This is a genomic window from Paraburkholderia caffeinilytica (genome assembly GCF_003368325.1).
Lineage (GTDB): Bacteria > Pseudomonadota > Gammaproteobacteria > Burkholderiales > Burkholderiaceae > Paraburkholderia > Paraburkholderia caffeinilytica.
Map to the genome: position 1 here is coordinate 1,637,678 of NZ_CP031466.1, position 23,775 is coordinate 1,661,452.

At 62.8% G+C, this 23,775-nt stretch carries 20 protein-coding genes; 10 read left to right on the plus strand and 10 right to left on the minus strand.

Annotation, left to right across the window (positions count from 1 at the left end; all coding sequences use genetic code 11):
* Window positions 1-7: 7 nt before the first annotated feature.
* Window positions 8-910, minus strand: a complete 903-nt coding sequence (choW, locus tag DSC91_RS07295) for a choline ABC transporter permease subunit (RefSeq protein ID WP_115777510.1) — start codon at window positions 908-910, stop codon at window positions 8-10.
* A complete protein-coding gene (locus tag DSC91_RS07300) occupies window positions 903-2,081 on the minus strand; it encodes a quaternary amine ABC transporter ATP-binding protein (protein ID WP_115777511.1) in 1,179 nt (392 codons plus the stop codon). Before DSC91_RS07300 ends, choW begins: the two co-directional genes overlap by 8 nt.
* An 832-nt stretch (window positions 2,082-2,913) precedes the next feature.
* Between DSC91_RS07300 and DSC91_RS07305 the strand changes: the two genes are divergently transcribed.
* Window positions 2,914-3,234: a hypothetical protein gene (locus DSC91_RS07305; protein WP_115777512.1), complete on the plus strand. Its 321-nt coding sequence runs from the start codon at window positions 2,914-2,916 to the stop codon at window positions 3,232-3,234.
* A gap of 92 nt (window positions 3,235-3,326) precedes the next feature.
* Here the strand turns inward: DSC91_RS07305 and DSC91_RS07310 are convergent, their stop codons facing one another.
* On the minus strand, window positions 3,327-4,622 hold the full coding sequence (locus tag DSC91_RS07310) for an MFS transporter (protein ID WP_115777513.1): 1,296 nt from the start codon (window positions 4,620-4,622) through the stop codon (window positions 3,327-3,329).
* Window positions 4,623-4,715: 93 nt separating this feature from the next.
* Complete coding sequence (locus DSC91_RS07315) at window positions 4,716-5,810, minus strand: tartrate dehydrogenase (protein ID WP_115777514.1); 1,095 nt, start codon at window positions 5,808-5,810, stop codon at window positions 4,716-4,718.
* A gap of 137 nt (window positions 5,811-5,947) precedes the next feature.
* On the opposite strand from DSC91_RS07315, the gene DSC91_RS07320 reads away from it, so the two are divergent.
* The 7 genes from DSC91_RS07320 to DSC91_RS07350 all read left to right on the plus strand — a co-directional run bounded on the left by DSC91_RS07320 (window position 5,948) and on the right by DSC91_RS07350 (window position 13,476).
* Window positions 5,948-6,859: a LysR family transcriptional regulator gene (locus DSC91_RS07320; RefSeq protein WP_115777515.1), complete on the plus strand. Its 912-nt coding sequence runs from the start codon at window positions 5,948-5,950 to the stop codon at window positions 6,857-6,859.
* Between the two features lie 476 nt (window positions 6,860-7,335).
* Complete coding sequence (locus tag DSC91_RS07325; protein ID WP_115777516.1) at window positions 7,336-8,427, plus strand: porin; 1,092 nt, start codon at window positions 7,336-7,338, stop codon at window positions 8,425-8,427.
* Window positions 8,428-8,865: 438 nt separating this feature from the next.
* Entirely contained in the window at window positions 8,866-9,729 is an 864-nt protein-coding gene (locus DSC91_RS07330) for a branched-chain amino acid ABC transporter permease (RefSeq protein ID WP_373291956.1), read from the plus strand.
* A gap of 8 nt (window positions 9,730-9,737) precedes the next feature.
* Window positions 9,738-10,745, plus strand: coding sequence for a branched-chain amino acid ABC transporter permease (locus DSC91_RS07335; protein ID WP_115777518.1), 1,008 nt, complete (start codon window positions 9,738-9,740; stop codon window positions 10,743-10,745).
* Entirely contained in the window at window positions 10,738-11,502 is a 765-nt protein-coding gene (locus DSC91_RS07340; RefSeq protein WP_115779735.1) for an ABC transporter ATP-binding protein, read from the plus strand. The genes DSC91_RS07335 and DSC91_RS07340 overlap by 8 nt, the downstream gene beginning before the upstream one ends.
* Entirely contained in the window at window positions 11,489-12,196 is a 708-nt protein-coding gene (locus tag DSC91_RS07345) for an ABC transporter ATP-binding protein (protein WP_115777519.1), read from the plus strand. Before DSC91_RS07340 ends, DSC91_RS07345 begins: the two co-directional genes overlap by 14 nt.
* A 95-nt stretch (window positions 12,197-12,291) precedes the next feature.
* Window positions 12,292-13,476, plus strand: a complete 1,185-nt coding sequence (locus DSC91_RS07350) for an ABC transporter substrate-binding protein (protein WP_115777520.1) — start codon at window positions 12,292-12,294, stop codon at window positions 13,474-13,476.
* 164 nt (window positions 13,477-13,640) lie between these two features.
* On the opposite strand, the gene DSC91_RS07355 is transcribed toward DSC91_RS07350, so the two are convergent.
* From DSC91_RS07355 to DSC91_RS07370, 4 genes are all read right to left on the minus strand, one after another.
* The gene (locus DSC91_RS07355) at window positions 13,641-14,546 is read right to left on the minus strand and encodes an SDR family oxidoreductase (RefSeq protein WP_115779736.1); all 906 of its coding nucleotides are present in this window, start codon (window positions 14,544-14,546) and stop codon (window positions 13,641-13,643) included.
* Between the two features lie 63 nt (window positions 14,547-14,609).
* Window positions 14,610-16,166 carry a class I adenylate-forming enzyme family protein gene (locus tag DSC91_RS07360; RefSeq protein WP_115777521.1) on the minus strand — a complete coding sequence of 519 codons (1,557 nt, stop codon included), beginning with the start codon at window positions 16,164-16,166 and terminating at the stop codon, window positions 14,610-14,612.
* Window positions 16,163-17,890, minus strand: a complete 1,728-nt coding sequence (locus DSC91_RS07365) for a long-chain fatty acid--CoA ligase (protein ID WP_115777522.1) — start codon at window positions 17,888-17,890, stop codon at window positions 16,163-16,165. The genes DSC91_RS07360 and DSC91_RS07365 overlap by 4 nt, the downstream gene beginning before the upstream one ends.
* Window positions 17,891-18,004: 114 nt before the next feature.
* The gene (locus DSC91_RS07370; protein ID WP_115777523.1) at window positions 18,005-18,778 is read right to left on the minus strand and encodes an SDR family oxidoreductase; all 774 of its coding nucleotides are present in this window, start codon (window positions 18,776-18,778) and stop codon (window positions 18,005-18,007) included.
* A gap of 265 nt (window positions 18,779-19,043) precedes the next feature.
* Here DSC91_RS07370 and DSC91_RS07375 point away from each other — a divergent pair, with 265 nt between their 5' ends.
* Window positions 19,044-20,849: an acyl-CoA dehydrogenase gene (locus DSC91_RS07375; protein ID WP_115777524.1), complete on the plus strand. Its 1,806-nt coding sequence runs from the start codon at window positions 19,044-19,046 to the stop codon at window positions 20,847-20,849.
* An 88-nt stretch (window positions 20,850-20,937) separates the two neighbouring features.
* Here the strand turns inward: DSC91_RS07375 and DSC91_RS07380 are convergent, their stop codons facing one another.
* On the minus strand, window positions 20,938-21,831 hold the full coding sequence (locus tag DSC91_RS07380; protein WP_229758386.1) for an IclR family transcriptional regulator: 894 nt from the start codon (window positions 21,829-21,831) through the stop codon (window positions 20,938-20,940).
* Between the two features lie 322 nt (window positions 21,832-22,153).
* Here DSC91_RS07380 and DSC91_RS07385 point away from each other — a divergent pair, with 322 nt between their 5' ends.
* A complete protein-coding gene (locus tag DSC91_RS07385; protein ID WP_115777525.1) occupies window positions 22,154-22,528 on the plus strand; it encodes a BON domain-containing protein in 375 nt (124 codons plus the stop codon).
* Window positions 22,529-22,623: 95 nt separating this feature from the next.
* On the opposite strand, the gene DSC91_RS07390 is transcribed toward DSC91_RS07385, so the two are convergent.
* Window positions 22,624-23,772, minus strand: coding sequence for a DUF1501 domain-containing protein (locus DSC91_RS07390; RefSeq protein WP_115779738.1), 1,149 nt, complete (start codon window positions 23,770-23,772; stop codon window positions 22,624-22,626).
* Window positions 23,773-23,775 lie beyond the last annotated feature (3 nt).

The window sequence follows — 23,775 nt, forward strand, 5'->3', positions numbered from 1 at the left end:
AGACGGCTCAGCCGTGCTGCGCCGCCGGCGCCCGGCGCACCTTCATGACGCTGCGCAAGCCCGACAACAGCGGCGCTCGCGCCGTGCCCGGCGAGCGGCCGAAGCTTTCCGTGATGCGGTCGAGAATGATCGCCAGCATCACCACCGAGAGGCCGCTTTCGAAGCCGAGGCCGATATCGAGCCGCTGAATACTCGCCAGCACGTCGTTGCCGAGACCGCCCGCGCCGACCATCGAGGCGATGATGACCATCGACAAAGCCATCATGATGGTCTGGTTCACACCAGTCATGATCGACGGCAGTGCGTTCGGAAACTGCACCTTGTAGAGCAATTGCAAGGGCGTGCAACCGAACGCCTGCCCTGCTTCGACGATTTCGCGATTCACATGCTTGATGCCGAGCGACGTGAGGCGCACAGCAGGCGGCATCGCGAAGATCACCGTGGACAGAATCCCAGGCACGCGGCCGAGGCCGAACAGCATCGCCGCCGGAATCAGGTAGACGAATGCGGGCATGGTCTGCATCAGATCGAGCACGGGGCGCACCATCATTTCGACGGTGCGGCTCTTCGCGGTCCAGATGCCGAGCGGTACGCCAAGCAGCAGGCTGATCAAGGTCGACGAGAGCGTAAGGCCGAGCGTGATCACCATCTGATCCCAGAAGCCGGTGCCGTAGATCAGCAACATCGCCAGCAACGTGAACAGCGCGAAACGCCAGCCCACCCGCCACAAGCCGATACCCACGAAAAACGCCATCAGCGCCCACATCGGCACCGCTTGCAGGCCGTGCTCGATCAGCGCGGCAAAGCTTTCGATAACCTTGCCGATGGAATCGAAGGTTTTTGCGTCGTGGTCGAGCAGGTAGTGAACGCCGTGATCGACCCAGGCGCCAAGTGGAATGACTTCAGACATGAGAACCTCGATGGCGCGTGAGAACGTTCAACACGTTCGTCTTGGTGACCGAACCACAGTAGGAGCCGTCCGCCTCGACGACCGGCAGCGGCGCACGGCTTGCCACCACGCGCTCGACGACATCGTCGAGCGGCGTGGTACGGCGGATGCATTCGATGTGATTGAGCTGCGGCGACGCGCTGCCCATTGCATCGCGGCACACGAAGCCGCGAATCTTGCGCTCGCCGTCGAGCACGAACGCGTATTCGGCGCTGCCGTTGAGCGTCGCGGCCACGCTCGACGCGTCGATCTGCGGCGAGTGCTGCATGAGCGGTACGGCGTCCGTCTGCATCAGGTCGCCGGCCGTCAGATAGCGGCTGGTGTCGATGCCTTCGAAGAACGCGCGCACATAGTCGTCGGCGGGATTGGTGATGATTTGCTGCGGCGTGCCGATCTGCACCACCTTGCCGCCTTCCATGATCGCGATCCGGGTGCCGATGCGCATCGCCTCTTCCAGATCGTGCGAGACGAACAGGATGGTGCGCTGCTGCTCGCGTTGCAGATCGAGCAGCACGTTCTGCATTTCCTTGCGCTTGAGCGGATCGAGCGCGGAGAACGCCTCGTCCATGATCATCAGCGACGGATTGACCGCCAGCGCCCGCGCCAGACCCACGCGCTGCTGCATGCCGCCGGACAACTGGGCCGGCAGCTTTTGCGCGAACGGTGCGAGGCCGACCTGTTCGAGCACGGTCATCGCACGCGTTTCACGCTCCTTCTTGCCGACGCCCGCCACTTCCAGCCCGAACGCCGCGTTGGACAGCACCGTGCGTTGCGGCATCAAGGCGAAGGACTGGAACACCATGCTCATGTCCTTGCGGCGCAGCGCTGTCAGTTCCGAGCGCGGCACGCTGGCCACGTCGCGGCCGTCGATCAGCACCTTGCCGGCGGTGGGCTCGACGAGACGATTGATCAGCCGGATCAGCGTCGACTTGCCGGAGCCCGACAGGCCCATCAGCACGAAGATCTCGCCTTCCTTGACTTCGAACGATACGTTGTGGACGCCGACTATCTGACCGGTGCGCGCGAAGACTTCTTCTTTCGTCGCGCCGCCTGCCAGCATGCCGATCGCCTGTTTCGGGTTGGTGCCGAACACCTTGCACAGCCCTTCGACCACGACCTTGGGGGAATTCATTAGATGCTCTCCTCTGTCGACCGGAGTTAGCGCTTTAGCGCTTACTCCGGTCCCATGCAAGATAGTTGCTGCAGTGGCGGACGTCCGTCCGCGCTGTGCATACATAGTTGCCAGAAAAAAGTACGCCTAGCCGACTATTTGCGACAACCACATGTGGAAATGCGACACCGACGCCGCGCGGGCGCCGGCTGCCGGCGGGGGAAGCCTTGCTGGACAAGGGTTTCGAGGTGTTGGGGCGGTCAACCGGGCGTGTCGCGCCAAAGCAAGTGAGGGTGGCCCGGCGGAAAAAAACGGCCGTGCGGAGGCCGTGGCAGGCGCGCTTTGCCGCAACGCAGCAAGCACACCGGCGCTCAGCGGGCGCCGTTGCGCGCCCGCGAGGTGGGCGCCATGATCAACGATCGAGGCTCAATGACGGGCGCGAACCACCTGGAGCAGACGGTCCGCCCGCGAAAAATACCAGATCGCAAGGCCGCCCAGCACCGGGCACATGCACCATAGACGCGCAAGCGCCCATACCTCAGCAGAAAAGCCCATTGCGTTCCCCGCTCCATCGTGGATGCCATTCGGCAAAATTCGAAACGGCGCGACCTTGGCTATTGATTGCCGGTTCGAGCCGACAGCAGTGCCGCGGGTTGCACGCAGTGGAGGAAAGAAAACCGGAGGTCTAGCCGGTTCATCGTGCACGGAAATCATTATGGCAACCTTAAGGCTGCGCGCTGTTACTCCGTGTTACCAATCTCGCATCCTTCTTGCACCTGCAAACCGCCGCCCTGCCTACACTGCGCACCATCTTCACTGTCATCGTCCGCAACCATCAGGCGAAAAGCAAAACATGCGCAAGAACCTATTATCAGTGATTCTCGGCGGCGCGATATTGGTGGCTTCCACAGTCGCGTCCGCCCACGTCGACGTGGGCATCGGCATTGGCGTCCCCGGGCCGGTTTTCGTGCCCGCCCAGCCGGTCTACGTGGAGCCTCCGCCGGTCGTCTATGCGCCCCCGCCGGTGGTGGGATACGGTTATGGCTACGGCGACGACTGGCGCGCCCGTGAGTGGCATGAACGACAGGAATGGCGTGAGCGGCGGTGGCGCCATCACGAGCATGAAGAGCACGAGCGCGAATGGCGCGAACGCCATGGCTGGGATGGAGATTGAGGCTGCGAAATACGAAAGAACGTTGTGTGGGCTCCCCTAAGGAGAAAATAAGGAAAACTTCTTATTCTGTGGGTGCGCATCGGCGGGAGAGTTCATTGCGGCGCGGGCGCCGTCCGATATCCTCGCCGGCCCACAGCCAACGCGAGCATGGCTGATACTGCAAGACTCCCCGCCACCACGTAAAGTCCGGCAGCGTATCCGCCCGTCACGCTCTTCAGCCAGCCAATTGCAAACGGACCGACGAAACCGCCGAGATTGCCGATCGAGTTGATCATGGCGATACCGGCCGCCGCACCGGCACCCGAGAGAAAGGTGCTCGGCATCGCCCACAGGGGCGCCTTGGCCGCGCTAATCCCCACGTTCACGAGAATCAGCGCGAACACCACCGCAACGACGGTGTCCGCAAAGCCCGCCCATGCGAGCCCGATGCCGGCTGCAACGCACGGAATGACCACATGCCACGTGCGCTCGCCAGTGCGATCGGAATGGCGCGCCCATAGCACCATGCCGATTACGGCCAGCACGCTGGGGATCGCATTCAACGCGCCCGTGCCAAACGCACTGAAGCCGAATTGACGAATGATCAGCGGCGCCCACAACCCGAGCGTATAGAGTCCCGCAGAGGTGCCGAAGTAAATCATCGACATGATCCACACGCGCGGGTCGCGCAGCGCGGCAAGCGCGCCTGCCGCGTGGCCTGCCTGCGATTCACGTCCCGCGCGTTCTTCGCGCAAGGTTGCGACGAGCCATGCTTTCTCCTCCGCGGCAAGCCACGTTGCTTTTTCCGGCGAATCGGTGAGCGCTTTCAAAACCACGAACCCGAGCACGACCGCAGGAATGGCTTCGATGAGGAAAAGCCACTGCCAGTCTTTCAGGCCGAACAGGGCCGGCATCTGCATGATGGCGCCGGAAATGGGCGAGCCGATCGCCGTCGACAAAGGTGCCGCCGCCATGAACGCCGCCGCCGCGACGGCGCGCTGCCGAGCGGGAAACCACTGGCTGAGATAAAGAATGATGCCGGGGAAGAAACCGGCTTCGGCCAAGCCGAGCAAAAAGCGCAGCGTATAGAACGAGTTGGGGCCGACGACAAACGCGGAAGCCGCCGACACCAGACCCCACGTCACCATCACGCGTGCAATCCAGATGCGCGCACCGACCTTGTTCAGAATGAGGTTCGAGGGCACTTCGAACAGAAAGTACCCAAGAAAGAAGATGCCGCCGCCGAGCCCGAACATGGTCGGCGAGAGGCCGAGGTCCTTGTTCATCGTGAGCGCGGCGAAGCCGACGTTCACGCGATCGAGAAAGCTCACGAAGTAAAGCAGCATCACGAAGGGCAAAATGCGCCACGTCAGCTTGCGAACCACACGGGCCTGCAATTCATTGGCCATGCCAGTCTCCAGTCTTTAAGGCGCCCGTGACGTGTTCGTCCGGGCGTGTTGTTTTTTGTGTAAGGCGTGTCTTGCGTATGACGTGTTGCGTGCTCAGGCCGCTTTGAACTCCGCCGCCGGCTCCGCGGCGAGGATCGCGCAAACGGCATCGGTCACCTGCACGGTTGTGGCCGTGCCGCCGAGGTCGCCCGTGTGCAGCGCCGGGTCAGCCGTGATGCGCTCGATCGCGTTCATCAATTGCTGGGCAGCAGTCATCTCGCCAAGATGGTCGAGCATCATCACAACCGACCAGAACGTGCCAACCGGATTGGCGAGTCCCTTGCCCATGATGTCGAAAGCGGAGCCGTGAATCGGCTCGAACATCGAGGGATAGCGCCGCTCGGGGTCGAGATTCGCGGTCGGTGCGATGCCGAGGCTGCCGGCCAGTGCCGCGGCCAGATCGCTGAGAATGTCCGCGTGAAGGTTCGTCGCGACGATCGTGTCGAGCGTGGCGGGACGGTTCACCATGCGCGCGGTGGCCGCGTCGACGAGTTCCTTGTCCCATTTGACGTCGGGAAATTCCTTCGATACGTGCAGGGCAATCTCGTCCCACATGACCATGGCGTGCCGCTGCGCGTTGCTCTTGGTGATTACCGTCAGCAGTTTGCGCGGCCGTGATTGAGCGAGGCGGAACGCAAATCGAAGAATGCGTTCGACGCCCGCGCGGGTCATCATGGACACGTCGGTGGCGACTTCGATCGGATGGCCCTGATGCGCGCGTCCGCCTACGCCGGAGTACTCACCCTCCGAGTTCTCGCGAACGATGACCCAGTCGAGATCCTTCGGGCCACAGCGCTTCAACGGCGCGTCGATGCCGGGAAGAATGCGGGTGGGACGCACGTTCGCATACTGATCGAAGCCCTGACAGATTTTCAGGCGCAAACCCCAAAGCGTGACGTGATCGGGAATATGGGGATCGCCCGCCGAGCCGAACAGAATCGCATCCTTGTTGCGGATGGCGTCCAGCCCATCGGCCGGCATCATCACGCCATGCTGGCGGTAGAAATCGCCGCCCCAGTCGAAATTCTCGAACTCGAACCGGAAGGCGTCGCTACGCGCGGCGATAGCCTCGAGAACCCGCTGGCCCGCAGGCACGACTTCCTTGCCGATGCCGTCGCCGGGAATGGTTGCGATGCGATAGGTTTTCACTGGCGTCTCCATGGTGTTGAACGTATGGCTGCATCCTAGAACGGCGACCCCACGCGAAAACGCTGCTAGACTCAAAGCATCCTTAACCTGAAGTTAACAATGGCCGACTCATCAGTCTGCTCATTGGCCCATCCAGCATGACCTCATCGATACAACCGGACGACCTCGCCTTCTTCTCCACGCTCGCCGCAAGCGGCAGCCTGACCGCGGCCGCGCGCGAACTCGGCTTGAGCACTGCGGCCGTGAGCAAGCATCTGGCGCAGATGGAATCGCGCGCGGGCGTGTCGCTCGTGAATCGCACGACACGGCGCATGAGCCTCACGCCGGAGGGCGAGCTCTATCTGACTCGCGCCAGACGCATCCTGAGCGAGATGGACGACCTGGCCCAGTTGCTCGGCGGTTCGCAAGCGGCCCCGAAAGGCCTGTTGCGCGTAAACGCGACGCTTGGTTTCGGCCGCAGTCACGTGGCGCCGCTGATTTCCCGATTCGTGCGGCGCTTTCCCGAGGTGGACGTGCAATTGCAACTCTCCGTCGACCCGCCGCCGATCAGCGACGACGCCTTCGACGTCTGTGTGCGCTTCGGCGAACCGCCGGATGCGCGCGTGATTGCACGCCGGGTCGCGTCCAATCGACGGCTGCTTTGCGCATCGCCCGCGTATTTCGCCAAGCGGCGCGCGCCGCGCAGTCCAGCGGAGTTGTCGCAGCACAACTGCATCGGCATTCGTCAGGGCGGCGATGGCTACGGGTTATGGCGCTTGACCAGCGGACGCGGTTCGACAGAAAAGACCGAGACGGTGCGCGTGCGCGGCAACCTCGCCACCAATGACGGCGAGATCGCGGTGAAGTGGGCGCTGGACGGACACGGCATTCTGATGCGGGCGGAATGGGATATCGCGGAGTACCTCGCCGATGGCCGCCTGATCCATGTCTTGCCGGAATACCGCACGCCGGGCGCCGATATCTATGCGGTGTACCCGCAACAGCTACAGATGACGGCGCGGGTCAAGGCATTCGTCGACATGCTGATCGAGACGCTCGGCGCACGCTGAGTCAGCCGCTTGTCAGTTCTGCAATGCAGAACTCGTTCAGAAGTTGGCCCTCTCGCGATTCAAACTGGATAATCCCAACAATCCCCTTGTATTACATGGCCTTACGCCACACTTCAAGCACCCATCCAGTGCCAGGTGTTTTCCCTATTTCGACCTGCATTGCAGTCCAAACGAGCGATTCCCCCCGTTGACACAGAACGAACGGTCGTGCCAAATTGCGTCTGCATCCTGTGCGCAAGCACGCGATCGATGAGCTCATAACAGCGCCCAGACGCCCTAGCATCCAGGAGACACGCCAGCCGGCAACCGGACTCGAAGCGCATACCAGCAGACCCAATATTTCGCATCCCTTATCAGATCGCGAGGGCCCGTTATCGCCCTTTGAAATCGCATCGCGCAACAGATCGCCAGAATCTTGCAACACAAGCATTACTTCGCCCGTTCAATTGATTCCAATAAACAAGGAGACACGAAGCATGCCGGCAAGTCATCGCAAACGCGTTGGAGCTATTCTCGGATTAGCAGGTGCATGCGCCCTGGGCACGGCCCAGTGCGCCCATGCGCAAAGCAGTGTCACGTTGTACGGTATCGTCGACGGCTCGATCCTCTACACCAGCAAAACACTTAACACGACCACCGGGCAGAACGCCGGCCATCAATACTCGTTCACCGACAGCGGCCTCTCCGGCTCGCGCTTCGGCATGCGCGGCGCGGAAGATCTCGGCGGCAGCATGCGCGCGATCTTCGAACTCGAAAGCGGCATCAGCATTGCGAACGGCGCGTTCGGCAATTCGAACGGCAACGCATTCGGGCGGCAAGCGTGGGTCGGTGTGGACAGCCGCTACGGTACGGTCAAGGCCGGCTTGCAGTTTTCGCCCTTCTTCCTCGCGGTGTACGACTTCGATCCGCGCGAGATGTCGTACTTCGGCAGCGGTCTCATCACCTACCTCAACAACGTCTATGTGACCGGCCTGTTCAACCCGAACGGCATTTCGTACACGTCGCCGGAAATCGCCGGCTTGCAAGCCAGCGCAATGATGGCACTGGGCGGCACAGCCGGGGATTTTCAGGCGGGCCGGCAATACTCAGCGAGCCTGCGTTACCACCTCGGCTCGCTGACTGTCGATGCCGCGCTTTATAGCGGCAACGCCGGTGGCAGCGCTGCATCGATCGCGATTCCCAGCGTGGTCGAATTCGACGGCCGTGCGCTCGGCGCGAGCTACGTGTTCAACAACGTGACCGTGAAGCTTTCCTACGTGCAGTACAAGGTGGCAGGCTCGTTCAACGACCGCGTCTATTCGGGCGGCGCCAGTTATCGCATCACGCCGGCGCTGAACGTCGACGCCGGCGTGTGGGTGACGCGCGACGCGAACAACTCGTCGAACAATTCGATACTCGCGTCGACCGGGGTCGAGTATTCCCTGTCGAAGGCCACCGTGGTGTATGGGCAGGCCGGCTTCGTGACCAACCACGGCGCGATGCACACTGGATTGTCCGTCAACAACGCGCTGAACGAAGTAACCGGCACGACGGCCGGCGTGAACATCGGCATGCGGCACATGTTCTAGCCTGAACGGCAAGCGAGATGACGGCGTGCCGCCCGCAAGCGGCGCGCCGGCTCATGCAAACATACAAACGTGCGAACGAGTGAGCGATTAACGGATCGGCGCAGCATGCGCCGATCCGTCGACTCAGCATGCGCCGATCCGTCGACTCAGCATGCCCATCGTCTAAGTGACTTCCCTAATAATCTGCAATGCAGAACAAGCAAACGGAAAAACCTGTTGACGGAAAGTGAACGCCCGTGCCAAATTTGTCTCGCGTCACCGCGCATCGCCTTTCGTCGTTCGCGCCGATGGGTGCGTGTTTCAAACCGTCGACAACGGTCGCCGGATTCGAGAGAGCGGCTGTTGTCCCGTCCGTAGTCAGGCGTGCGGCGATGCGTCCCCTGAGGCAAGGGTAACGATCGCGCCGCGCGCCCCGTTGGAGGGTGTAAGAGCGTGGATATGTTTCTGCAGCAGCTTCTCAACGGGTTGACGCTGGGCGGCATCTACAGCCTCGTCGCACTTGGACTCACGCTGGTCTACGGCATTCTCGCCGTGCCGAATTTCGCCCACGGCGCGTTCTACATGGTCGGCGCGTTCGTCTCGTTCTACCTCATGAGCCGGCTCGGCTGGAACTACTGGCTCGCGATGATCGGCTCAGGTCTCGCGGTCGCGGTACTGGCGATCCTCGCCGAACGGCTGGTGTTCCATCCGTTGCGCAAGTCTTCCGAATTGCATCCAATGATCGCCGCGATCGGCCTCCTGCTGTTTCTCGAAGCCGGTGCGCAGGCGATCTGGGGCGCGGACTTTCATCGCATGGCGACACCCTACGCCGGGATCGTCGATCTGGGCGGCGTGACCGCGCCGGTGCAGCGCCTGCTGATCATCGGCGCCGCGTTCGCGTTGGTGGTGCTGCTGCAACTCTTCCTCAAATACACGGTGATCGGCTCGAGCATCATCGCGATGGCGCAGGATCGCGAAGGCGCCTCGCTGATGGGCATCGACGCCAACAAGGTGACGATGCTGACCTTCGGCATCTCGGGCCTTCTCGCCGCCGTGGCCGCCACGCTGTACGCACCGATCAACCTCGTCTATCCGGCCATGGGCCAACTGGTGATCCTGAAGGCCTTCGTGATCATCATTCTCGGCGGCATGGGCAGCGTGCCGGGTGCGATTGCCGGCGGCTTGATCATCGGCATGGCGGAGAGCTTCGGCGCCTTCTACATTTCGACCGACTACAAAGACATCATCGCCTTCGTGCTGCTGGTGGTGATCCTGTCGGTTCGTCCTCAAGGACTGTTCACCAGGGAACTGCGCGCATCGTGAAATCAGTCATGAAAATATTCGAGGGCAAGCCGGGGTGGACGCTGCTGTTCGCGATCGGTCTCGTGTTTCCGTTTCTGGCCACCAACGACTACATGCTCACCGTGATGTCCACCGCGTACGTCTTCGCGCTGGCCACCGTCGGGTTGAATCTGATCACCGGCTATACGGGGCAGTTCAATCTCGCGCACGGCAGCTTCATGGCGGTGGGCGCGTACACGGTGGGCATTCTCACGGTCGATCATCAGGTGCCGTTCTGGCTCGCGTTCATTGCGTCGGGCGTCGTCGTCGCGATACTGGGCGCGCTGGTCGGCCTCGTGTCGCTGCGTTTGCGCGGTCATTACTTTTCTATTTTCACGCTGTGTGTGGGCTACATCATGTTTCTCGTGATCGAGAAATGGGACGGCCTCACGCATGGCGTCTCGGACATCGTCGGCATTCCGGCGCCTTCGGGGTTCGGCATCGTCTCGTTTGAAAATCCGCGGCCGCTCTATTACCTGGTGTTCGCGTTCCTGGTGCTCGGCGTATGGCTGATGCATCGCATTGTCAACTCGCTGCTCGGCCGCACCTTCATGGCGATCCGCAATAGCGACGGCCTCGCGCAGTCGCTCGGTATCAACCTGATGCGCAACAAGGTGCTGGCCTTCGTGCTTTCGGTCGTCTATGCAGGGCTCGCGGGCGGCCTCTACGCGGGCTCCGTGCGCTTTCTCGGACCGGATCTGGCCGGCGTCGAGCACACCTTCGACATGACCATGTACATGCTGGTGGGCGGCATCGGCACCCTCGCCGGCCCGCTGCTCGGCGCGCTTGCCATACCGTGGCTCACGCAGTATCTGCAGTTTTTGCAGGCGTACCGCTTCGTCGTGTTCGGGCCGATCCTGATTCTGCTGGTGATCTTTTTGCCGAACGGTATCGTCGGCTTGTACAGGGCAAGAAACGGCCGTCACGTGAAACCGGCAATGCCGAAAGGCGGCGTCACGCGTCAGTCGCAACCCGCGCGCGGAGACCGTCATGCTTGAAATCGACTCGCTCAGCAAGCGCTTCGGCGGTCTCGTCGCGGTGGACGACGTCAGCACGCATATCGAAGCCGGCAAGATCAATGCGATCATCGGGCCGAACGGCGCAGGCAAAACCACCTTCTTCAATCTGATCAGCGGCACCCATCTGCCGAGCTCGGGGCGTATTCGCTTCAAAGGCGAGGACGTGACAAAACTGGCTGCCGATCAGATGGCACGCCTCGGCATCGCGCGCACATTTCAATCCACCGCGCTGTTCGACCGCGCCAGCGTGCTCGACAATCTGATCGTCGGCCACCGCCTCCGCACGCGCTCAGGCTTGTGGGATGTATTGACCCATTCAGCGCGGCTCAAACAGGAAGAGCGCATCTGCCGCGAAAAGGCGCGCGAGGCGCTGGACTTCGTCGGGCTGTCGGCGATTGCCGAACGGATGGCCGGCGACATCTCGCAGGAGGAGCGCAAACGTGCGGCCGTGGCGCTCGCGCTCGCCACCGAGCCGAGCCTGATGCTGCTCGACGAGCCGGCGGGCGGCGTCAATCCCGAAGAGACCGAAGGCCTCGCCGAACTGATCCGCAAACTGGTGAAGCACGGCGTGACGGTGTGCCTGGTGGAACACAAGATGAACATGATCATGAAGCTCGCCGATCGCATCATGGTGCTGAACTACGGCAAGAAAATCGCCGAAGGCACGCCCGCCGAGATTCGCGCGAACCCGGCCGTGATCGATGCCTACCTTGGGAGCGAGCATGCTGAGATTTGACAACGTCGCGCTGGATTACGGCAGTTTCCGCGCGCTCGACGGCATTACGCTGCATGCCGACGACGGCGAACTGGTGGTGCTGCTCGGCGCCAACGGCGCGGGCAAGAGTTCGATCTTTCTCGCAACGAGCGGCCTGCGCCGCGCCGCGAGCGGCAGCCTGCGGCTGGGAACGCGCGAGCTGCTCGGCATGACGCCCGCGCAGATCGTGCGCAACGGCGTGATTCAGTGCCCCGAGGGCCGCAAGCTGTTCCCCGGCATGTCGGTGCTGAAGAATCTCACGCTCGGCGCCTACGTGCATCGCGGCGACAAGGCCGGCAATCAGCGCAATCTCGACCACGTATTCGCGCTCTTCCCGCTTCTCGCCGAACGCAAGGATCACCCGGCCGGCTCGCTGTCCGGCGGCCAGCAGCAGATGGTGGCGATCGGCCGCGCGATGATGGCTAGGCCCAAGGTGCTGCTGCTCGACGAGCCGTCGCTCGGTCTTGCACCGCTGGTGGTCAAGCAGGTGTTCGAGGTGATCCAGCAGATCAATCGCGCGGGAACGACGGTGCTGCTCGCCGAGCAGAACGCGTTCGCGGCGTTGAAGATCGCGCACCGTGCCTACGTGATCGAGAACGGCCGCATCGTGCTCGAAGGCGATCACGCGAGTCTGATGAACAACGAAGCGATCCGGCGCGCCTACGTCGGCGGCTGAGCGAATTTGATGCACGGCCCGGCGCGTGACCATGAACGTGACCATAGAGTGGCCATGAGCGCGGGCCGATTCGAACCATCCCAAAGGAGACACGTATGACGATCAAACACTTGTGCGGACGCGCTGGAGCAGTTGCGGCGCTCGCCACGACCGCGCTGCTGGGTTCCGGCTCGGCCATGGCGCAGCAGGTGGTGCATATCGGCTACTCCGGTCCGTTGAGCGGCGGCGCGGCGAAGTACGGCCAGGAAGTGCTCGAAGGCATGCAGATGGCCGCGGCCGACGTCAATCAGGCCGGCATCGAAGTAGCCGGCAAGAAGATCAAGTTCGAAATCGTGCCACTCGACGACAAGTACAACCCCGCCGAAACCGCGATCAACGCGCGGCGTCTCGCGCAGGAACAGCAGGCCGCCGTGGTGCTCGTGCCGCATTCGGGCGGCGGCTTCGCCGTGCAGACCAGCAACGAGCAACAGAAACTGCTGCTGCTTTCGTACACCAGCGTGCCGCAGATCAGCGAGCGCGGCAACAAGCTCACGGTGCGCATTCCGCCCGCGTTCACGTCGTATCTGAACTCGTTCATCAAATATGAAATGGCGACCTACGGCAAGAAGGTGGCACTCGCCGCCACCGATACCGACTACGGCAAGGTCTGGGTCGCCGCGTTCAAGCCCGCGTGGGAAGCGGCCGGCGGCACGATCGTCGCGGACAATTCGATGTCGTATAACCGCGCCACCGATTTCTACAGCGGCGTAAGCCGCGTGCTGGCGGCCAAGCCCGATGTGATGTTTATCGGCGGCCCGTCCGAACCGACCGGCCTGATCGCGCAGCAGGCACGCGAACTGGGCTTCAAGGGCGGCTTCATTGTGATGGACCAGGCCAAGCTCGACGAGGTCGCCAAGGTGACTGGCGGCTATGCACCGTTGAACGGCGCAATCGGGGTATTGCCGTTGGCCAACGACGATACGCCGAACGCCAGAATGTTTGTGGAGCGCTTCCGCAAGAGCCACGGCGGCCGTGACCCGAGCCAGGAAGTATCGTTGAACTACACCGCGGTCTACGCAACGGCGCTCGCGATGAAGCTGGCCGGCAGCGTCAGCGACGCGACCGCGATCCGTAATCAGTTCGACAAAGCCGTGAAGGCGCTGCCGCCCGAGGCCAATCCGCAAAGCGTGACGGGTGTCGACGACCATGGCGGCTTCGTGATCGGCAATCCGGTTGCGGCGGTGGTTCAGGGGGGACAGTTGAAGTCGGCGGGGTTGAGTTCGCTTACCGCGGCGAAGTAACGAGGCGAAATAGGCGTAAAAAAGCGCCGTGGTTTCCACGGCGCTTCGCGTATTCCAGTCCGGCTGACCATGTCGGCTCACCATTACCGCTTCAACACATCAGCTAATGGACTCGCGCACTTGCGGCCGTTCGGCAATCGAATCGGCCGGACCGTGCGGTTCGCTTAGCCCTTCAACGCCTCGATAATCTGCACACGCACGTCAGGCCGCTCGGCAAACGGATCGGTCGGGTTGCGCGGCGTAACGATATCCTCGGCGCGCATCTTCACGGCGGCAAGAGCGTGCGGATGCGAAAAGATATAGAACTGCTCTTCGCGGATCGCATCGAACACCATGCCCGCGACCGTTTCCGCACTCACCTTCCCCGAATTCACGGCCTTTTCGCTCATCACGCGCGATACGCGTTGCGACAAGGTGGGCGGCGTGTCGTTGGCCAATTCGGACGGCCGGTTGCGATGCGCCTTCGCGATGCCCGTCGGCACAAAATACGGACACAGCACCGAGCACGCGACCTGCTGCGTGACCAGCGAAAGATCCTGATACAGCGACTCGGTCAGCGACACCACCGCATGTTTCGACACGTTGTACGGCCCCATCATCGGTGGATTGAGCATGCCGGCCATCGACGCCGTGTTGACGATATGCCCGCGATAATCCGGATCGCGTTGGGCGGCGTCGAGCATCAGCGGCGTGAACGCCCGCACGCCGTGAATCACGCCCCACAGGTTGACACCGAGCAGCCATTGCCAGTCGCGCTCGGTGTTCTCCCACACGAGGCCGCCGCTGCCGCCCACGCCCGCATTGTTGAACACCAGATGCACGCTGCCGTAGGTGTCGAGCGTGGCGCGCGCCAGCGCGTCGATTTCCTCGCCCTTCGCGACATCGACGCGGCGCGCGATGGCCTGTGCGCCGGCCGCGCTCACCTCGGCAAAGGTTTCGTCGAGTGCGTCCTGTTGCACGTCGGCGAGTACGAGGCGCATGCCCAGCTTCGTGCCGAGCCGTGCGAACTCACGGCCGAATCCGGAGCCGGCGCCGGTGATCACCGCAACCTTGCCTTCAAAATTGTTCATGTCGTGTCCCATTGCCAGTTGGTGTATTCAGTCAGGTGTCGCCAGGCGTCTCGATACGCTCTGCTAACGCGCGGCGCGAGAGTACTGCTCGCGCAATTCCCGTTTCAGCACCTTGCCGATCGGACTGCGCGGCAACGCGTCGATAAAAGTCAGCGCGGAGAGCCGCTGCATCTTGCCGAGCCGCGCGTTGACCCAGGCCAGCAGCGTGTCGGTGTCGATCGATGCAAGCGGACGGCGCACCACGAACGCGACCGGTGTCTCGCCCCACTGCGCCGACTGCGCGCCTACCACGGCCACATCCGCAACGTCAGGATGCAAGCACAGTTCGGACTCGAGATCGCTCGGATAAATGTTGAAGCCGCCCGAAATGATCATGTCCTTCTTGCGATCGAGCAGTGTCAAGAAACCGTCTGCATCGAAACGGCCCATGTCGCCCGTGCGGATAAAGCGCTTGCCGCTCGGGTCGTACCACTCCGCCTCGGCAGTCTTGTCGGGTTGACGGTAGTAGCCGGTCATCATCGCGGGAGAATGGCCGACGATTTCGCCCACCCCGCCCGCCGCTACTTCGTTGCCGAGCTCGTCGATCAGACGGATGTCGTGACCTTCCATCGGTTTGCCGACCGTGTGCAGCTTGGCGGGAAATTCGTCGGCCTCCAGCTGGCAGGAGCCACCGCCTTCGGTCATGCCGTAGTACTCGGTGAGCTTGCCCGGCCAGCGGCGCACCACGTCCGCCTTCACGCTTGCCGCGAACGGTGCGCTGGTGCAGAACTTGGCCTGAAAGCCGGAGAGGTCGTAACGGTCGAAATCCGGATGCGCCATCAAGCGCTGATACTGGACCGGCACCAGCATGGTGTGCGTGACGCGATACTGTTGCGCCAGTTCGAGATAGCGCGTGGCGTCGAATTTCGGCATCAACACGACTGTGCCGCCGAATGTCAGCGTCGGCATGAAACTCACGAGCGTCGTGTTCGAATACAACGGGGTGGAGATCAGTGTCGTGGCGTCCGGGCCATAGCCGCGCTGGATGCTGCGCACCGCATAGGCCCAGCGCATGCCGTGCGACTGCACGATGCCTTTCGGCGTACCCGTGGTGCCTGACGAATAGATGATGTTGAAGGGCCAGGCCGGATCGATCGTCACGGCATCAGGCATTGCGCCCTTGGGCGCGAGCCACGCTTCGAGCGCGGCGCTGCCCGCATGCGCATCGAGCGCGATGGGGATGGCGCTGATCTCAGTGGCCACCGGTTCGAGCAGGCGCCTGACGTCGGCGTCGAGAAACAACAGCCGCGCGCCCGAGTTGCCGATCATGCCGACGAGACTCGCCGCGCTCGACGACGGTGCGAGCGGCGCGACCGCCGCCCCTGCCCGCAGGCCGCCGAGAAACGCCACCGCGTATTCCGCCGAGGCGGCCGCGCATAACGCAATCGCATCGCGAGGCTTGATGCCGTCGCGCTGCAATGCGGCGGCAAAGCGATCGACTCGCGCATCCAGCGCGGCATAGGTGACGACCTCGCCGTCGCAGATCAGCGCCGCGTGCTCACCACGTTCCTGGGCGAAGCGGCGGAGCATGTCGGTGATACAGACGAACGGTGCGTCCAGTAACGCTTCGAGCCATGTCATGACGAGGCGCCTCCTGTGCTGCCGGTGCTGCCGTTGCTCTCACTGGCCGCGGCCGTGCGTGCCGCATCCTCTTCCTGCAACTTGCGCCACAGAATCTTGCCGCTGCCCGACTTGGGCAGCGACGCCACGAACTCGACGATGCGCGGCGCCTTGTAAGACGCCATCTGTTCGCGCGACCAGTCGATGATCTCCTGCTCGGTGACCGTGCCGGCATGCGTCGCGGCGGGCACCACCAGCGCCTTGACGGTCTCGCCGCGCTTCGCGTCCTTCACGCCGATCACGCACACCTCGTGGATTGCGGGATGCCGGTACATGAGCGCCTCGACTTCCGCCGGCCACACCTTGTAACCCGACGCGTTGATCATGCGCTTGAGGCGATCGGTCATGAAAAAATACCCGTCCTCGTCGATATGGCCGAGGTCGCCGGTACGCAGAAAACGTTTGCCGTCGAGTTCGATAAACGCTTCTTCAGTCGCCTTGGGATTGCGCCAGTAACCTTGCATCACCTGCGGCGCGTTGACGATGATCTCGCCTGTTTCGCCTTGCGCAAGTTCCTGCAGCGTGACGGGATCGATCACGCGCGAGTCCACGTCGAACACGGGAATGCCCAGGCATTGCGGCTTGGGCCGATGCGGTGGATTGATGTGCGTGCCGGCAATCGTCTCCGACATGCCGTAGCCTTCGACGTAATCGAGTCCCGTCAGCGACTTGAGCTTTCTGGCAATCGCGTCCGGCATCGCCGCGCCGCCGCCGCGCGCGCCCGTCAGGCTCGACAGATCGTACTCGCCGAGCTTCGGGTTCGACAGAAAATCGACCATCATCGCCGTGATCGACTGCCACGCGGTCACGCGATATCTCTGCATGCATAACGCCGCCGCTTCCCGATCCCAGCGCGGCAACAGGACAATCGTGGCGCCGGAGAAGACCGCGCTGTTCATGCCGCCTTGCATGCCGGTCACGTGAAAGAGCGGCAACACCGATAGATACACCCCGTCCGGCGGCGCCGAAAACCAGACACAGCCGCCAAGCAACGTGCTCATCACGCTGCGGTGCGTATGCATGCAGCCCTTCGGCTTGCCGGTCGTGCCGGACGTGTACGGCATCACGCACAGATCGTCCGGACCCGTGGTGAGCGGACCCGGCGCGATGCGCCGTTCGAGCACCTCGCGCCACGGCGTGACGCCGGAGATATTGAAGGTCTTGCGCGGCGCCGCCACGAATTCCGGCACGGGAATCGGCGACGGCCGCTTCAGATAATCGCTATACGTAGCGACGATTACGTGCTCGATACCCCGGCCAGGGCCGGCGCCGATCAAGGGCTCGACATTCGCGAACAGGCATTGCGGCGCGATGATCGTGGTCGCCCCGCTGTCCTCGACGTAATGCGCCAGTTCATCGCTCATGTTCATCGGATTGACCGGAACCACGACGGCGTTGGCACGCAGGATCGCGTAGTAAGCGATGATCCATTGCGGGCTGTTCTGCATGTAGAGCAGTACGCGGTCGCCCGCCTTGACGTGACATTCCTGCTGAAGAAATCCGGCGATGCGCTCGGTTTCGTCCTTGAACTCACCGAACGTAACCGGCGTGTCGTAGAAAACGATGAACGGCTTGTTGGGAAAGCGCGCCGCCGACACTTCGGCGTTATAGAAAATGTTGGTCTCGGGCAGCGTCAGATGCAGCGGCACTTGCGGTGGCCAATTCGGGTGATGGCGTTCGTTCATCGGCGTCTCCTGCCTTGCTGTCTGTGCGCGTTTCACACGGATGGTGCGCGCTTCGTTGACGTCCGCCGAGTGACGGACAGGGTTGGCACTGCGTCGCGCCTCGGGACCCGCCAATCAGATAATGATCGAGCCGCCGTCCACCGCGAAATACTGGCCCGTGATGTGACGCGACGCTTCGCTCGCGAGGAACACGACCGGGCCTTTGAGATCCTCGTCGCCGCCGAGACGCTGCAAAGGTGTGCGCGAGACGACGGTGTCTTCGAGCTTGTCGAGCAGGCCGGCCGACATCTTCGACGGAAAAAAGCCCGGGCAGATCGCGTTGACGTTGATGTTGTACTTGCCCCATTCCCCCGCGAGCGCGCGCGTGAAGTTGATCGCAGCGGCCTTGGACGTGTTGTACGCAATCGCGTTCATGCCAGCCGGCGAACCCTTCAGGCCTGCCACCGACGCGATGTTGATGATCTTGCCCGCACGGCGCGGGATCATGCTGCGCTTGCCGACTTCGCGCGCGACGAAAAACGGTGCGTTGACGTTCAGGTTCATCACCTTGTGCCACGCTTCGTCGGGGTAGTCCTCGGCGGGTGCGCCCCATGTCGCGCCCGCGTTGTTCACGAGAATGTCGATGCAGCCATGCAGGCCGAGCACTTCATCCACGAGACCGGGGATGCCCTCGAAACGCTGCAGATCGTTGACGACCGTCTGCACCTCGATACCCCTGCTTTGCAGATGCGTTTTCGCCTCGGCGAGTTCGTCGGCCTTGCGCGCGGTGATCGCCACGCGGCAGCCCATTTCTCCCAATGCCTCGGCCATTTGCAGGCCCAGCCCGCGAGACCCTCCCGTGATCAGTGCAACCTTGCCGTCCAGTTGAAACAGGTCTTTCACAGACATTACGACGCTCCTCCAAGTTGTTCTGCAATGCAGACTTCTATTCCAGATTTTTCGACCATCATACGTGCCGAAATTCGGCGTGTAAATAAAAGCACGCTCATTCACTTTTGATTTAAACTGACATGCATCGCCGATGGGCGGGTCATCGGGACTAACCCGAATACCGCACTTTTCAATCGGGCCGCGTCTATGCGATTTCGCGGGTTTTCGCGCGTTTCGCGTAGTTGTTCTGCATAGCGGCTCACCTTTGGACGGGTCTTCTCCCATGCAAGATGCGTTGATCATCAACTCGCGTGATCTGGAATTCCAGTTGTTCGAAGTGCTCGAGGCCGAGACGCTCACGCAGCGCGCGCGCCACGCCGACCACAGCCGCGAGACTTTCAACGCGGCACTCGAAACCGCTCATGCAGTCGCCGCCGAAAAGTTCGCGCCGCACAACCGTCTTTCGGACGAGCACGAACCGCAATTCGACGGCCGACGCGTCACGATGCCCGCCGAGGTCAAGGACGCACTCGACGCGTTCCGCTCCGCCGGTTTCCTCGCGGCAGGCAAAGACTACGAATGGGGCGGCATGCAGTTGCCCTCGGTGATTTCCTTTGCGTGCCTGTCGCTCTTCAAGAGCGCCAACATCGCCACCTCGTCTTACGCGATGCTGACCACGGCGAATGCGAACGTGATCGAACGTTTCGGCAGCGCGGCGCAGAAGCGCAAGTATCTGCAAGCCTTATTCGAAGGCCGCGCGTTCGGCACGATGGCGCTGACCGAGCCGCAAGCGGGTTCGAGCCTCTCGGATCTCGTTACCAGTGCAACGCCAAACGAAGACGGCACCTATTCGATCCGCGGCAACAAGATTTTCATTTCGGGCGGCGATCACGAGTTGAGCGAGAACATCGTTCATCTGGTGCTGGCGCGCATTCCCGGCGGGCCGCCGGGCGTCAAGGGCATCTCGCTCTTCACGGTGCCGAAATTCCACGTGAATGACGACGGCAGCCTCGGCGCGCGCAACGACGTCGCGCTCGCGGGGTTGATTCACAAGATGGGCTGGCGCGGCACGACGTCGACAATGCTGTCGTTCGGCGAACGCGGCGAATGCATCGGCGAGCTGATAGGCGAACCGCATCACGGTCTCGCGTATATGTTCCACATGATGAACGAGGCGCGCATCGGCGTCGGCCTCGGTGCGGTCATGCTCGGCTATCGCGGCTATCTGGCGTCGCTCGATTACGCGCGTGAACGGCCACAAGGACGTCGCCCGGATAACAAGAACCCGCTCGATCCGCAATTGCCGTTGATCGAACACGCTGACGTGCGCCGCATGCTGCTCGCACAAAAGGCCTATGTGGAGGGCGCCTACGCGCTCTGCCTGTACGCGGCGCGCCTCGTCGACGAACAGAACACCGGTGAGACCGACACCGCATGCGCCGAAGCGGGCCTGCTGCTCGATCTGCTGACGCCGGTGGTGAAGTCGTGGCCCTCGCAGTGGTGCCTCGAAGCGAATAGTCTGGCGATCCAGATTCACGGCGGTTACGGCTATACGCGTGAATATCCGGTCGAGCAGTTCTACCGCGACAATCGCCTGAACATGATTCACGAAGGCACGCACGGCATTCAGGCAATCGATCTGCTCGGCCGCAAAGTCGTGATGAAACAGGGTGCGGCGCTTAAGCTGTTGGGGCGCGAAATACAGCGCAGCGTCGAATCGGCTCGAGTTCATCCGGCTTTGCAAGCGTATGCCGGTTCGCTTAGCCAGGCATGGAACGAATTGACCGGCACGGTCGAAGCGTTACTGCCCACGCTCGCCAGCGAAAGCGAACGCGCGCTCGCCAACGCGAATGCTTTTCTCGAAGCGTTCGGTCATGTCGCGATTGCGTGGACGTGGTTGCGGCAGGCGATCGTTGCGAGCGCCGCGCTACCTCAAGCGAAGAGTGAAGCCGATCGTGACTTCTATCGCGGCAAGCTGCATGCTTGCCAATGGTTCTTCCATTGGGAATTACCGCGCGTCTCGCTGATGCTTGCCACGCTGCGCAGTCTCGACGACACGACGCTCAGCATGGCGCCTCAGTGGTTCTAGGCGCTGCCGCTCAATGCGGCTTTCAACGCGGCGTTCGACGCGGCGTTCGACGTGGCTATCGGCGCCGCTTGATACCACCCGGCACCGCTCAATGCGACAGTGCGGTTTCCAGTTGCGTCACCACGTCGATCAGGCGTGGCCGCACTTCTTCGAGCAGGAATTGCTTCGAGAGCCTGAACGAAGGTCCGCCGACATTGATCGCCATGACGGGCAGCTCGCCACCCGGCTGGAAAGCACGCGCGATGCCGTTCACCTCTTTCTGCCAGTCCCCGAATGACGTCGCCACGCCGAGCGTGCGGTAATCCTCGAGCGCATTCTCAATGCCGCGGCGGGTTCTCGGCCAGCTCACGTGATCGAGTTCGCGCACCTGTTCCATGAAGCTGAGACGGTCGTGTTCTGGGATCGCCGCGAGCCAGGCGCGGCCAATCGCCGACGTGGCGACCGGGATACGCGAACCGACGTCCAGCGTCAGCGTGAGCGCAACCGAGGCCCGGCAATTTTCCACATAGATCATCGAGAGCCGGTCGCGCGTACCCAACGAAACGGTTGCGCCGACAACATCGGCCAACTCCTGCATCACCGGCCGGGCGATCTTGCGGACATCGAGCCGCGCGAGCATCGCGCTGCCCAGCGCAAGCGAGGCCGTGCCAAGGCGGTACTTGCCGCTCTCTTTCAAATGAATCAGATAGCCGAGCAGCGTCAGCGTATGCGTCAGACGCGATACCGTCGACTTCGGCAGCCTGCAGCGCAATGCGAGTTCCTGATTGCTCAGCGATTTGTCGCCCGAGCGAAAACACGCCAGCACCTCGAGCCCGCGCGCGAGTGCCGTGACGAAATGCCGGTCGTCCTTATGCGCCTCGTGCGCCGTCCGGCTCGCGAGGACCGGATTCGCGCCGGCCGACGCAGCGAGTGTTGGCGCACCGTCTGCCGCGCTCGGGGCCTCGACCGGATGACCGATCGGGCTGTGATTGGCTTTGCTCAAAATGAAACGCGCTCCCGCGAAACGTCACCATCTGAAGGACAAACCATCGCCCCGATCGGGGGCGATCCGGGCTGCGGAATTATAGTCCGGAGTATCGGCGCCCACGAAATCGCGCAAGGATGGCGCGCGCTTGCGACATGGCGCACGGTCAGTTTTTTCAACGCTCGCGCGTTTGCTGGAGTATTGTTTAAGCGCGCTGGGAGCTTCACGACGTCAGTCTTCTACAAGACTGGAGGCTCCATGCGAGCGGCAAAGCGCTTGCTGGCGCGTGGCTTTTTGCATGCAACGATGCGAAATCAACTTTTCGAGGAATGGAGAAAACGTGAAAACACTCAATCTATTGAAGGCGCTCGGCATCGCATTGTGTGTGGCGACTGCGTCCAGCGCCTATGCCCAGTCGAGCGACGCCATGGCGGCCTCGGGCACCATGGCGGCGCCGGCTCAAAATACGAAGGCGATGAAGAGCACGGACCGCAAGTTGGGTCTGGCCGTGCGCAAGGCTCTGGCGAAAGCGCAGGGTTTTGACGTGTCGAACGTGTTTGTCCGGGCGCGTGGCGGTGCGGTGACGTTGACCGGCACGGTGCCCGATGGAGCGCAGATCCCGCAAGCGGAGCAAGTCGCCAAGGGCGTGGCAGGCGTGACCTCGGTGAACAACAAGCTGACGCTCGGCACGCAAGGTGGCGGCGGCGGAGGTTGATTGCGCCTCGTGATCGATCAATGACGAGCGGTTGTGATGGGCCGCGCCGCACGAGCTAATTTGCGGTGCGGCCTGTCGTCCTGATGACGTGCGGGTTATGCCCGCACGAGTCCCGTCATCGGACGTATGCTCGCGGTCTGGCCGAATAGCGTGGCGGCCGTGCGCTGCGGATCGAGTCCGAGGCTTTCGCTTGCGGCGCCGGCGATCAATGCGTCCAGCGACATCGTCGGCTTGAGGTCGCGCGCTTCGTAGAGGTCGCCCGGTTTCAGGCCAGGCCAGTCGGCGAGCACGCGTCCGCCCGCCACCGCGCCACCCAGCACCATCGCCACCGAGCCGGTGCCATGATCGGTGCCCCCCGTGCCGTTGGCAGCGGCGGTTCTGCCGAATTCGGTCGCCACCACCACGGTGGTCTTATTCCACAACGGGCCCATGCCGTCGCGCAATGCCGCCAGCATCGTGTCGAGCGCTTTCAGCTGATTGGCGAGGCGCGCGTTTTGCGCGGTGTGGGTGTCCCAGCCAGCGGTTTCGATCATCGCAATACGCGGGCCGTCGTCGCGCGACAGAAAGCCGGCGGCGAGCTTGCCGAGGCTCGCCGGGTCCTGACGCGCTCCGGCGTCGCCCGCGAGTCCGCGCGCCGTCATGGCCGACTCCCATAACGGCCGCAATTGCGCGTCCTGGTCGTACAGTTGCGAGACCCGCATGAGCAGGTCGTCAGGCGCCTGCGGCAAGCCCGAAGGCGCGTACGAGGTCACCGGCGCGTTGCCGCGCAGCGCCATCGGCACGGTCGGTGCGAAGGCGATCGCGTTCTCGCGCGTAGTGGGCATGGATGCGACGAGCCGGTTGAGCCAGCCGTCCTTCATCTGATACGGCGAGGCGCCGCCAGTCTCCAGTACGTTCTGCCCGTCGAAGTGCGAGCGGTCACGATACGGCGACGCCACCGCGTGGACGAACAGCGCTTGACGATCCGCGTACATCGCAGCAGTCTGCACGAGCGCGGGATGCAGCGCGAAGGTGCCGTCGAGCCGGGTCGCCGTGGCTGCATCGATCGCAAGCGCACCGCGCAATGTCGCATAGGCGGGTTCGGCGTACGGCACGACGATGTTCAGGCCGTCGGCCGCACCGCGCTGGATCACGAACACGAAACGGCGGTCCGTGGCGACGCTGGCGAACGCGATCCGCGGCGACACGAGAATCGCGCCCGCGCCGGTCGCGGCCATGCTCAGAAACTTGCGGCGTGAAAACATGGC

Excerpts from the sequence above, each read along its gene's own strand:
- DSC91_RS07340 (WP_115779735.1), top strand. The coding sequence starts at position 10,738 with ATGCTTGAAATCGACTCGCTCAGCAAGCGCTTCGGCGGTCTCGTCGCG.
- DSC91_RS07325 (WP_115777516.1), top strand. The coding sequence starts at position 7,336 with ATGCCGGCAAGTCATCGCAAACGCGTTGGAGCTATTCTCGGATTAGCA.
- DSC91_RS07335 (WP_115777518.1), top strand. The coding sequence starts at position 9,738 with ATGAAAATATTCGAGGGCAAGCCGGGGTGGACGCTGCTGTTCGCGATC.
- DSC91_RS07360 (WP_115777521.1), bottom strand. The coding sequence starts at position 16,166 with ATGACATGGCTCGAAGCGTTACTGGACGCACCGTTCGTCTGTATCACC.
- DSC91_RS07320 (WP_115777515.1), top strand. The coding sequence starts at position 5,948 with ATGACCTCATCGATACAACCGGACGACCTCGCCTTCTTCTCCACGCTC.
- choW (WP_115777510.1), bottom strand. The coding sequence starts at position 910 with ATGTCTGAAGTCATTCCACTTGGCGCCTGGGTCGATCACGGCGTTCAC.
- DSC91_RS07390 (WP_115779738.1), bottom strand. The coding sequence starts at position 23,772 with ATGTTTTCACGCCGCAAGTTTCTGAGCATGGCCGCGACCGGCGCGGGC.
- DSC91_RS07300 (WP_115777511.1), bottom strand. The coding sequence starts at position 2,081 with ATGAATTCCCCCAAGGTCGTGGTCGAAGGGCTGTGCAAGGTGTTCGGC.
- DSC91_RS07370 (WP_115777523.1), bottom strand. The coding sequence starts at position 18,778 with ATGTCTGTGAAAGACCTGTTTCAACTGGACGGCAAGGTTGCACTGATC.
- DSC91_RS07350 (WP_115777520.1), top strand. The coding sequence starts at position 12,292 with ATGACGATCAAACACTTGTGCGGACGCGCTGGAGCAGTTGCGGCGCTC.
- DSC91_RS07375 (WP_115777524.1), top strand. The coding sequence starts at position 19,044 with ATGCAAGATGCGTTGATCATCAACTCGCGTGATCTGGAATTCCAGTTG.
- DSC91_RS07345 (WP_115777519.1), top strand. The coding sequence starts at position 11,489 with ATGCTGAGATTTGACAACGTCGCGCTGGATTACGGCAGTTTCCGCGCG.
- DSC91_RS07305 (WP_115777512.1), top strand. The coding sequence starts at position 2,914 with ATGCGCAAGAACCTATTATCAGTGATTCTCGGCGGCGCGATATTGGTG.
- DSC91_RS07310 (WP_115777513.1), bottom strand. The coding sequence starts at position 4,622 with ATGGCCAATGAATTGCAGGCCCGTGTGGTTCGCAAGCTGACGTGGCGC.
- DSC91_RS07365 (WP_115777522.1), bottom strand. The coding sequence starts at position 17,890 with ATGAACGAACGCCATCACCCGAATTGGCCACCGCAAGTGCCGCTGCAT.
- DSC91_RS07355 (WP_115779736.1), bottom strand. The coding sequence starts at position 14,546 with ATGAACAATTTTGAAGGCAAGGTTGCGGTGATCACCGGCGCCGGCTCC.
- DSC91_RS07330 (WP_373291956.1), top strand. The coding sequence starts at position 8,866 with ATGTTTCTGCAGCAGCTTCTCAACGGGTTGACGCTGGGCGGCATCTAC.